The 8,448-nt window shown below is 65.4% G+C and carries 9 protein-coding genes and 1 rRNA gene; 5 read left to right on the forward strand and 5 right to left on the reverse strand.

Annotated features, from left to right (window positions below; genetic code table 11):
* Positions 1 to 4: 4 nt before the first annotated feature.
* Positions 5 to 119, forward strand: a 5S ribosomal RNA gene (gene rrf, locus CEX88_RS25545).
* 140 nt (positions 120 to 259) lie between these two features.
* On the opposite strand, the gene CEX88_RS25550 is transcribed toward rrf, so the two are convergent.
* Positions 260 to 763 carry a methylated-DNA--[protein]-cysteine S-methyltransferase gene (locus CEX88_RS25550; RefSeq protein ID WP_066843432.1) on the reverse strand — a complete coding sequence of 168 codons (504 nt, stop codon included), beginning with the start codon at positions 761 to 763 and terminating at the stop codon, positions 260 to 262.
* 245 nt (positions 764 to 1,008) lie between these two features.
* On the opposite strand from CEX88_RS25550, the gene CEX88_RS25555 reads away from it, so the two are divergent.
* Positions 1,009 to 1,575, forward strand: a complete 567-nt coding sequence (locus CEX88_RS25555) for a dihydrofolate reductase family protein (protein WP_066843435.1) — start codon at positions 1,009 to 1,011, stop codon at positions 1,573 to 1,575.
* A 68-nt stretch (positions 1,576 to 1,643) separates the two neighbouring features.
* On the opposite strand, the gene CEX88_RS25560 is transcribed toward CEX88_RS25555, so the two are convergent.
* Together CEX88_RS25560 and CEX88_RS25565 are read right to left on the reverse strand one after the other, a co-directional pair.
* Positions 1,644 to 1,940 carry a hypothetical protein gene (locus CEX88_RS25560; protein ID WP_066843438.1) on the reverse strand — a complete coding sequence of 99 codons (297 nt, stop codon included), beginning with the start codon at positions 1,938 to 1,940 and terminating at the stop codon, positions 1,644 to 1,646.
* Between the two features lie 15 nt (positions 1,941 to 1,955).
* Positions 1,956 to 2,771 (reverse strand): SDR family oxidoreductase, encoded by an 816-nt coding sequence (locus tag CEX88_RS25565; protein WP_094295617.1) that lies wholly within the window; start codon positions 2,769 to 2,771, stop codon positions 1,956 to 1,958.
* Between the two features lie 166 nt (positions 2,772 to 2,937).
* Between CEX88_RS25565 and CEX88_RS25570 the strand changes: the two genes are divergently transcribed.
* Positions 2,938 to 3,642 (forward strand): TetR/AcrR family transcriptional regulator, encoded by a 705-nt coding sequence (locus CEX88_RS25570; RefSeq protein WP_094295612.1) that lies wholly within the window; start codon positions 2,938 to 2,940, stop codon positions 3,640 to 3,642.
* On the opposite strand, the gene CEX88_RS25575 is transcribed toward CEX88_RS25570, so the two are convergent.
* Positions 3,639 to 5,132 (reverse strand): DNA-3-methyladenine glycosylase 2 family protein, encoded by a 1,494-nt coding sequence (locus tag CEX88_RS25575; RefSeq protein WP_202931657.1) that lies wholly within the window; start codon positions 5,130 to 5,132, stop codon positions 3,639 to 3,641. The two genes, CEX88_RS25570 and CEX88_RS25575, sit on opposite strands and share 4 nt — an antisense overlap.
* A gap of 169 nt (positions 5,133 to 5,301) precedes the next feature.
* On the opposite strand from CEX88_RS25575, the gene CEX88_RS25580 reads away from it, so the two are divergent.
* On the forward strand, positions 5,302 to 6,126 hold the full coding sequence (locus tag CEX88_RS25580) for a mycofactocin-coupled SDR family oxidoreductase (protein WP_094295614.1): 825 nt from the start codon (positions 5,302 to 5,304) through the stop codon (positions 6,124 to 6,126).
* A 36-nt stretch (positions 6,127 to 6,162) separates the two neighbouring features.
* Here CEX88_RS25580 and CEX88_RS25585 read toward each other — a convergent pair whose 3' ends face one another.
* Positions 6,163 to 6,969: a FadR/GntR family transcriptional regulator gene (locus CEX88_RS25585; protein WP_202931658.1), complete on the reverse strand. Its 807-nt coding sequence runs from the start codon at positions 6,967 to 6,969 to the stop codon at positions 6,163 to 6,165.
* A 163-nt stretch (positions 6,970 to 7,132) separates the two neighbouring features.
* On the opposite strand from CEX88_RS25585, the gene CEX88_RS25590 reads away from it, so the two are divergent.
* Positions 7,133 to 8,305: an amidohydrolase family protein gene (locus tag CEX88_RS25590; RefSeq protein WP_094295616.1), complete on the forward strand. Its 1,173-nt coding sequence runs from the start codon at positions 7,133 to 7,135 to the stop codon at positions 8,303 to 8,305.
* The last annotated feature ends 143 nt before the right edge of the window (positions 8,306 to 8,448 follow it).

Raw genomic sequence — 8,448 nt, forward strand, 5'->3', positions numbered from 1 at the left:
AAGTTACGGCGGTCAATAGCGACAGGGAAACGCCCGGACCCATCCCGAACCCGGAAGCTAAGCCTGCCAGCGCCAATGATACTGCCCCACCCGGGCGGAAAAGTAGGACACCGCCGAACACAAATTAAGCCCTGTGGCCCCCAATTCGATTGGGGGCCACAGGCATTTGTACGGCACGTATCATTACCGGCGCTCTGAATTCGGAGTGGCGCCCCGCGCGCTAATTGCCGTGTTGATTGCCGTGGCCGTGTCGGCCGATTCAGTCGAACAACGTCAACGCCGGAGAGACACGACTCTTCTCCATGTCGAGCAGCGCCCTTTTACGGTCGAGGCCGCCGCCGTATCCGGTCAGGCTGCCGTTGGCCCCGATGACCCGATGGCACGGCACGATGATGCCGATCGGGTTGTGCCCGTTGGCCAGACCGACCGCACGGAATGCACCCACGGCTCCGATCTGGCGGGCGATCTCACCGTACGACCGCGTCTCACCGTAGGGAATTGTCAGCAGCGCCGCCCACACCTTTCGTTGAAACGCCGTACCGACCATGTCGAGCTCCAAGTCGAATTCGGTGAGCTCACCGGCGAAGTAGGCCTCGAGCTGTCCGACAGCCTCGGGAAAGGCGCCATCGTCGGCAATCCAGCCTTCGCGACTGGGCTCATACGTCTGGGCGACCATCCGTAGGTGCCTCAGCCGCGTGTCCTTGCCCGCAAGGGTAAGCGGACCGACCGGGCTGTCGATAACGCGAAAGTGTATGGCTTCCATCGCTTCTCCTTTGGCAGCCACCGTCCGTCTGGCATGCGACCGCCGATGCTGGTCACCGGTTCTCGCCGAAGCGGCCAACCCCGTCGTGGTCAGCTCACTGTGGATGTCGTGCACATCCCACGATGGCACGTGTCCACGGCTCAAGCTGGCGGAAATCCGACATCGTCGTCGCGAGTGCTCGCGGCGCCAGGACGACACGGTGTGGCATCGCGATGACTTCTGCCCTCCGGTGCAGTCTGATCGTCGTGGGCAGACTCATTTATGGCTTCAACGTGTCGGTGGACGGGTACATCGCGGACGCGCACGGCAGCATCGACTGGTCCGATCCGAGTGAAGAACTGCACCAGTACTGGAACGACTTCGAGCGGCAGACCGCCTTGTCGTTCTACGGGCGGCGGCTCTACGAACTGATGTCAGCGTACTGGCCGACCGCCGACGAGGCACCGGACGCGACACCGTTGATCGTCGATTACGCCCAGATCTGGCGGGATATGCCCAAGGTCGTGTTCTCTCGCACCCTGGAGTCCGTTGACTGGAACTCGCGCCTGGAGCGCGGCGACCCCGTTGAGGTGGTGACAAAGGTGAAAGCCGAAACCGACGGCAATTTGGAGGTCGCCGGTGCGACGCTGGCCGCACCGATCGTGCAAGCCGGCCTGGTGGACGAGTATCGGCTCGTGTTGGCGCCCACCGCTGTGGGCGGCGGAACTCCATTCTTTCCGACACTGCCGTCCTGGACCTCGTTGCGGCTGTTGGAGAACCTCACCTTCGGGTGCGGCACGGTCCTGCTGCGCTACGAAGCCAAGCGGGACTGATCGGACACAGCTAACGGCCTGCGGTCGCACGATCAGCGAGCTGTAGGTATCTCAGCCGCCAGAGGCGGTCAGCACCGAACCGTGACGTAGACCGTGCTGTAGCGGATGCGCTCCTGAGAACCGGTGGTACCGACGGGATCACGCACCGTGACGTCGTGTCCTTCGGCCACGCTGCTCACGTTGCAGTGTGACAGTGGCGCTGTGCCCACGCGGTTGACGATCACCCTCTTACCCTGGCTCTCGAGGTTGCGGATGGTGTCAATGGCGGTGCCGGGACCCGACGGCGCGGACTGCGCGACGCCGGCCAGGCCGACCGCCGAGAGCAGCGCCGCCGCGGCCATGGTGGAGACAATCGGTGTTCGCATTGCGCTTTTCCTTCCTCATACGATGCCGCCGTTGGCGAAGACGGTCTGGCCGTTGACCCAGCCGCCATCGTTGCTGCAGAGCGCCGAGACGACGTCGGCGATATCGGATGGTTCTCCCAACCGTTGGTGCGGCGTGCGCTGCGTGAAGCCCGCGATCTGATCAGCGCTCTTACCGTCGGTGAACAAGCTGGTATTGACGACGCCGGGCGCCAGCGCGTTGACCGAAATTCGTCGTCCCGCAAGCTCTTTGGCTAGGACCGCGGCAAACATGTCCTGGGCCATCTTCGTTGCGGCGTACGGCCCGTAGGTGGAGGTCCGCAACTGAGTGATGCTCGAGGAAAGCGTCACGATCCGCCCGCCGTCGCGGATTCGGCGGGCCGCTTCGCGCAGCGTGTTGAAGCTGCCTTTGGCGTTGACGGCGAACATCCGATCGAAGTCGCCGTCACTCATCTGGGCGAAGGGTGAGAGGCGCATGATCCCGGCGTTGGCGACGACGACATCGACTCCGCTGAAGGCTTGTTCATGTTCGTCGAACAAACGGCGGACCGACACGGGATCACTGACGTCGGCCTGGACCCAGATCGCGCGTCCACCGTCCGACTCGATGCCGCGGACCACCTCGGCGGCCAGGTGGCGGTTAACCACGCAGTTGACGGTGACGGCATAGCCGTCGCCCGCCAGCCGTCGTGCCGTCGCCGCACCGATGCCGCGCGACGAGCCCGTGACGAGGGCCGACATGCCGTTCGAACGTCGATCGTCACCGATGGTCGCTGTCGCGATGCCTGCGACGCCGGCCGCGCCGACGCCTGCGGCCGCGACCGCGGAAAGCATCGACCGTCGTGACACTCGAGTCGCGGCGCCTATGCCTCCGCTTCCGGTGTCTCGTCCGGTGTCCGTCGGTTCCATAGCTCGGCGCTCCGATCCGTTATCGATGGTATCGAACTAGTGATATCGCTGATGTTATCAGTAGAACTCTGAAAGTGCTATCGTCGATAACGTGCAGAAAACCGAACTCGGGCCGCGAGAGCGCATCCTTCGAGCGGCCGCCGACCTTCTGACGAGGGAGGGCCGCGATGCGGTCACGACGCGCAGCGTCAGTGCCGCCGCGGCGGTGCAGCCGCCCACGATTTATCGGCACTTCGGTGATATGCGGCAACTGATTGACGATGCCGCCAGCCTCGGCATGGTCGAGTACCTCACTGAGAAGCGAAGTCGACGCCTGACCGACGATCCGATCGAAGACCTGCGAGGCGGGTGGGATTCACATATCGACTTCGGCGTGCGTAATCCACACGTCTACGCGGTGCTGTATGGAGACCCGCGGCCCAACGCCAGACCCAAGGCAGTGGTCGAGGGTGACGCGATCCTGCGCTATCTGATGCAGCGCATCGCCGAAGCCGGCCGCCTTCGCGTCGATGTCGACCGTGCCGCGGAGATGATGCATTCGGCCTGTCGCGGTGTCGCGTTCACGCTGATCTCGCAACTACCCGAGGACCGTGACCCCGGGCTGTCGCATGCGACGCGAGAAGCAATACTGGCGGCCATCACGACCGAAGGTTTCGACGACCCGTTCGGCGACACCCGTATCGCCACGCGCGCCATCGCCCTGAAATCTCTGCTGGAGTCGGCTGATACGAAGACCCTCAGCCCCACCGAAGCCGCACTGCTGCGAGAGTGGCTCGACCGTCTCGTGCGGAGCTAGACCGAGCCGTTCGCTTTCGGAGGCCAGTCGTTGACCGCATGATCGAGCGCGGTCCACAGGTGCTGCGTCACGTATGACCGCCACGGTCGCCAGCGGGTGCTGCGCTCGGTGAGCGACCGTGCCTCGGCGGGCAGGCCCAGCTGTTCGGCCGCCATTCGCACGCCGAGATCGGTGACCGGGAACGCGTCGGGGTCTCCCAACCCCCGCATGGCGATGATCTCCGCGGTCCACGGGCCGATGCCGGGCAACGCCTGCAGCTGCCCACGCGCGCTGTTCCAGTCGCAGCCGGCATCCAGTACCACGTCTCCGTCGGCCAGTGCGCGGATCAGCGATGCCAGGGACCGTTGTCTGGACTTCGGGAAGGCCAAATGGGCGGGGTCGATCTCCGCGAGATGCTCGGCGGTCGGAAAAACGTGCGTCAGACCACCGATCACATCGGTGATGGGTTGACCGTACGCCGACGCGAGCCGGCCGGCATGCGTGCGCGCCGCATTCACCGACACCTGTTGGCCGAGCACCGCTCGTACGGCCAGTTCCTGTTCGTCGACGGTGCGTGGGATGCGCTGCCCGGGAGCCTTGGCGACTAAGGCACTCAAGTCGGCGTCGGCGCCGAGCGCGTCGACGACCGCCTCGGGGTCCGCATCGAGGTCGAGCAACCGTCGGCAGCGGGCGATGGCCGTGGCGAGGTCGCGGAAGTCGTCGAGCGCGACGCGGCACTGCACATGGTCCGGCTGCGGTGTGAGACAGACGATCCCGTTCCCGTTGGGCAGGCGCATGGTGCGGCGATAGGCGCCGTCGCGCACCTCCTCGACGCCCGGCACCGCACTGGCTGCCAGGTGCCCGAACAACCCCTCGTATGCGAACGGGGTGCGGACCGGCAGCCGTAGGGATATGGCGCCGGCACCGTCCTCGCTTCGGCCCATGCGTGTTCGCGCGCGATGGCGCAAGGCGGTGGGAGGTAGGTCGTACACCGTTCGGACGGTGTCGTTGAACTGGCGGATGCTGGAGAACCCTGATGCGAATGCGACGTCGCTGAACGGCAATTGGGTGGTCTCGATGAGCACCCGTGCCGTCTGCGACCGCTGCGCGCGCGCCAGCGCGAGCGGATTGGCGCCGACTTCCGCCTGCAGGAGGCGCTCGACCTGGCGGGTGGTGTAGCCCAGCTTGGCGGCCAGCCCGGTGACACCTTCGCGGTCGACGATGCCATCGGCGATCAGCCGCATGGCTCGCGCAACCACGTCGCCACGGACATTCCATTCCGGGGAACCCGGCGAGGCGTCGGGTCGGCACCGCTTGCAAGCGCGGAATCCGGCCTTCTGGGCAGCCGCAGCGGTCGGATAGAACCGCATATTGCGGGCGTACGGCGGGCGGACCGGACAGCTCGGCCGGCAGTAGATCCCGGTGGTCAGCACCGCGGTGACGAACCAGCCGTCGAACCGGGCGTCCTTGGACTGGACGGCCCGGTAACAGCGGTCGAAATCGTCGTACATGCCTTTCACCATTACACGCCGCCACCGACAAGACTGGCGGAAAACCGACATGGCCGTGGGAGGCCGAGACGGGTGCGGAGAGCCAGCGCGGAACGGAATGCTTGACGGCGGAGTCGCGCCCGCCGTACGTTGATTCAAATAGTCGAACATTCGGGAGCCACGGAGGCCGATGACGGGCGCGCAGCGGGTCGCGATGATCACGGGGGCGGCGCGCGGGCAGGGGAGAGCCCACGCCGTGCGGCTGGCAGCTGACGGCCTCGACGTGATCGCGGTCGACATCTGCGCCGATATCGAGACCATTCCCTATCCCATGGGTACGCGGGCAGAACTCGAGGAAACGTGCCGACTAGTGGAGAAGACGGGGCGGCGCGCCAGCCTCCAGGTTGCCGATGTCCGCGAGTTCGACCAAGTCCGGCAAGCCTTTTCGGCAGGGATCGAGGACCTCGGCGTCGACTGTGCCGACATCGTGATCGCCAACGCGGGTGGGTGCGCCTATCCGTCCGACGTCGACGAATCCCGCGCGTTCAAGGACGCCATCGACATCATGCTGGCCGGCGTGTGGAACACCGTGAAGGCGACCACCCCGGCACTCGTCGAGGCCGGCCGGCCCGGGGCGGTGGTGCTGACCAGTTCGACGGCCGCGGTCAAAGGTTTCACCGGCGGCTGGGGCGGCCTCGACGGCTATACCGCCGCGAAGTCGGGCATCCTCGGGTTGATGCGTGTATTCGCGAATGCGCTTGGGCCACACAATATCCGCGTCAACGCCATATTGCCAACAGGTGTCGACTCCGGCATGACCCGCAACGACGCGTTCGCCAGCTGGATCGCCACCGTCGCCGAGCGGCCGCTCGCGAACCTTCGCAATCTCCTGCCCGGCGTCAACGTCCTACAGCCTGAAGACGTCGCCGACGCCGTGGCGTGGCTGGTCTCCGAGCGCGGTCGCTATATCACCGGGGTATGCCTGCCCGTCGACGCCGGCTTCTGCAACCTGTGACCGCACAAGCCTGGTGACCGCCGGTGGGTAGACCCGTCACTGCCAATCGACGAGATTGTCGGGCAGGTCCGGTGCGACCTCGAAGATCGCCTGCGACGCAACGGTCATGTGCTCACGCATCAGTTCACGCGCCGTGTCGGGATCGCCGGCTTCGATCGCATCGGCGATGCGGATGTGGTCGAAGTGCAGGCGGGTCCGTGTCATGTCGCTGAAGAGGTTGGCGCCACCTTGGGCCGTGCGGCTCGAGAAGATGTGGCTCACCGACTCGGTGAGCAGGTCGAGCGCCGGGTTCGGGCAGATGTCCCGGACGACGAGGTGGAAGCGGCTGCCGGAGTCGACGTAGTCGTGGCTGGACAAATCTTGCTCCGTCACCCGGGCCATGCCGCGCCGGCTCTCCTCGACCATCTGCGCGACGATGTGCGGATCGGCCGAGCCGTCACGAACACGCAGTGCGGCCCGTTCGGCCGTGAGCGGCTCGAGATAGATCATCGCCTCGTTGACGTCGCGCATCGTGGCGTGGGCCAACTGCAGGTGCATCGTCATCGTCTCACCGAAGCGTTGCGGCCCGCGGTTGCCGACGACGGGGCCGCCGCCGTTGCCGCGGCGGATCTCGACGATTCCCTGTAGTTCCAACACCCGCAGGGCTTCCCGGATCGAGGCCCGCCCGACACCGAACTCGGCGGCCATCGCCTGTTCGGTGGGAAGCGGGCTCCCAGCAGACAACTGGTCCAGCGCGATCCGCCGAACGATGTCCTGGGCGATGCCCAGCGAAAGCTTGCCGCGCCGGATCCGGGCAACCAGCTCCTGGCGGGGACCGTCGGCCCGGCAGTCGTCAACTGTCATCCCTGGTACCGCCTCGCCCGCATGCACGCCTGAATACTCGGACATTCAGCGTACTCCGCGTGACCCGGAGAGCTTGTGTGCCATCCAAACATAGGTATATTTGAGCCAGTCGCCGTCACGACGGACGTGGACCTGTCGTCGACGCCGGCATCAGGAGGATGCGATGCCGCTACAGGAACAGCACCAGATCATCTCCGTCGACGACCATCTGGTCGAGCACCCCCGCGTGTGGCTGGACCGTCTGCCCGCGCGCTGGCACGAGGACGCACCGCAGATCAGAGACGTCAACGGCAGCCAACTGTGGCACTACAACGGCGAGCGGTTCCCCACCATCGGACTCAACGCCGTGGCCGGTAAGCCGCGCGAGCAGTGGGGTGTGGACCCCGTGCGCTACGAGGACATGATCCCCGGCTGCTACGACCCCGCGATGCGGGTCAAGGACATGGACGTCGACGGTGTCCATGCCGCCCTGTGCTTTCCCTCTTTTCCCGGCTTCGCGGGAAGCACCTTCTTCCGCGGCAAGGACAAAGAGCTTGCGCGGCTGTGCATCCAGGCGTGGAACGACTTCTACATCGACGAATGGTGCGCCACGGCGCCAGACCGATACATCCCGCTGGGGATGGTGCCGTTCTGGGACATCGGCGCGACCGTAACCGAAGCCGAACGCCTGATCTCGAAGGGGGCGCGGACCCTCTCGTTCCCCGACACCACATCCGTCTTCGGACTTCCCTCGTTCCACACCGACCACTGGGATCCGTTGTGGCAGCTGTGTTCCGATGCGAACCTTCCGGTATCGCTACACTTCGGCGCCGGCGGCTATGTCCCTGGGTTCTCGTTTTCCGGCGCGCCGTTCGCGGCCAAGACGATGAAAAGCAAGGCGGCTCCCTTTGCGGTGGCGATCGCCGTGTTCGCCACGAACTCCTGGTGGACGACGGTCGATCTGCTGTTGTCCGGCAAGCTCCAGCAGTTTGAGAACCTCAAGTTCTCCCTCGCCGAGGGAGGCATCGGCTGGGTCCCCTACATGCTCGAACGAACAGACTTCACGTGGGAGCGGCACCGCTATTACCAGGACATCGACTTCAACGCCCGCCCCTCGGAGCTGTTCCATCAGCACTTCTGGACCTGCTTCATCGACGACGAGCACGGGGTGGAGAGCCGGCACAAGATCGGCATCGACCGCATCATGCTCGAAAGTGATTTCCCGCATTCGGATTCCAACTGGCCGAACTGTCGCAAGCGCGCCGCCGAAGCTCTGGCCGACGTGCCCGACGACGAGGTGGCCATGATCGCCGAAACCAACGCGCGCAACCTGTTTGACTTTCCGCGTTCGTCCTGAGGGGTACCGCCGCGGTCAGGTGATGGCGCCGTCGATCTTCAGGTTCATGATCGTCTCGTCGTCGTATCCACACGCGCGGAGCAGGTCGTCTGTGTGCTCCCCGTGTCCGGGGGCGGGGCGCAGACTGTACCGTATACCATTCT

It is taken from the genome of Mycobacterium neumannii (assembly GCF_002245615.1).
GTDB classification, from domain to species: domain Bacteria; phylum Actinomycetota; class Actinomycetes; order Mycobacteriales; family Mycobacteriaceae; genus Mycobacterium; species Mycobacterium neumannii_A.

Bases quoted from the DNA above. Each gene is read 5' to 3' on its own strand.
- CEX88_RS25575 (WP_202931657.1), bottom strand. From the start codon at position 5,132: ATGTACGACGATTTCGACCGCTGTTACCGGGCCGTCCAGTCCAAGGAC.
- CEX88_RS25550 (WP_066843432.1), bottom strand. From the start codon at position 763: ATGGAAGCCATACACTTTCGCGTTATCGACAGCCCGGTCGGTCCGCTT.
- CEX88_RS25585 (WP_202931658.1), bottom strand. From the start codon at position 6,969: ATGACAGTTGACGACTGCCGGGCCGACGGTCCCCGCCAGGAGCTGGTT.
- CEX88_RS25580 (WP_094295614.1), top strand. From the start codon at position 5,302: ATGACGGGCGCGCAGCGGGTCGCGATGATCACGGGGGCGGCGCGCGGG.
- CEX88_RS25590 (WP_094295616.1), top strand. From the start codon at position 7,133: ATGCCGCTACAGGAACAGCACCAGATCATCTCCGTCGACGACCATCTG.
- CEX88_RS25565 (WP_094295617.1), bottom strand. From the start codon at position 2,771: ATGCTTTCCGCGGTCGCGGCCGCAGGCGTCGGCGCGGCCGGCGTCGCA.
- CEX88_RS25560 (WP_066843438.1), bottom strand. From the start codon at position 1,940: ATGCGAACACCGATTGTCTCCACCATGGCCGCGGCGGCGCTGCTCTCG.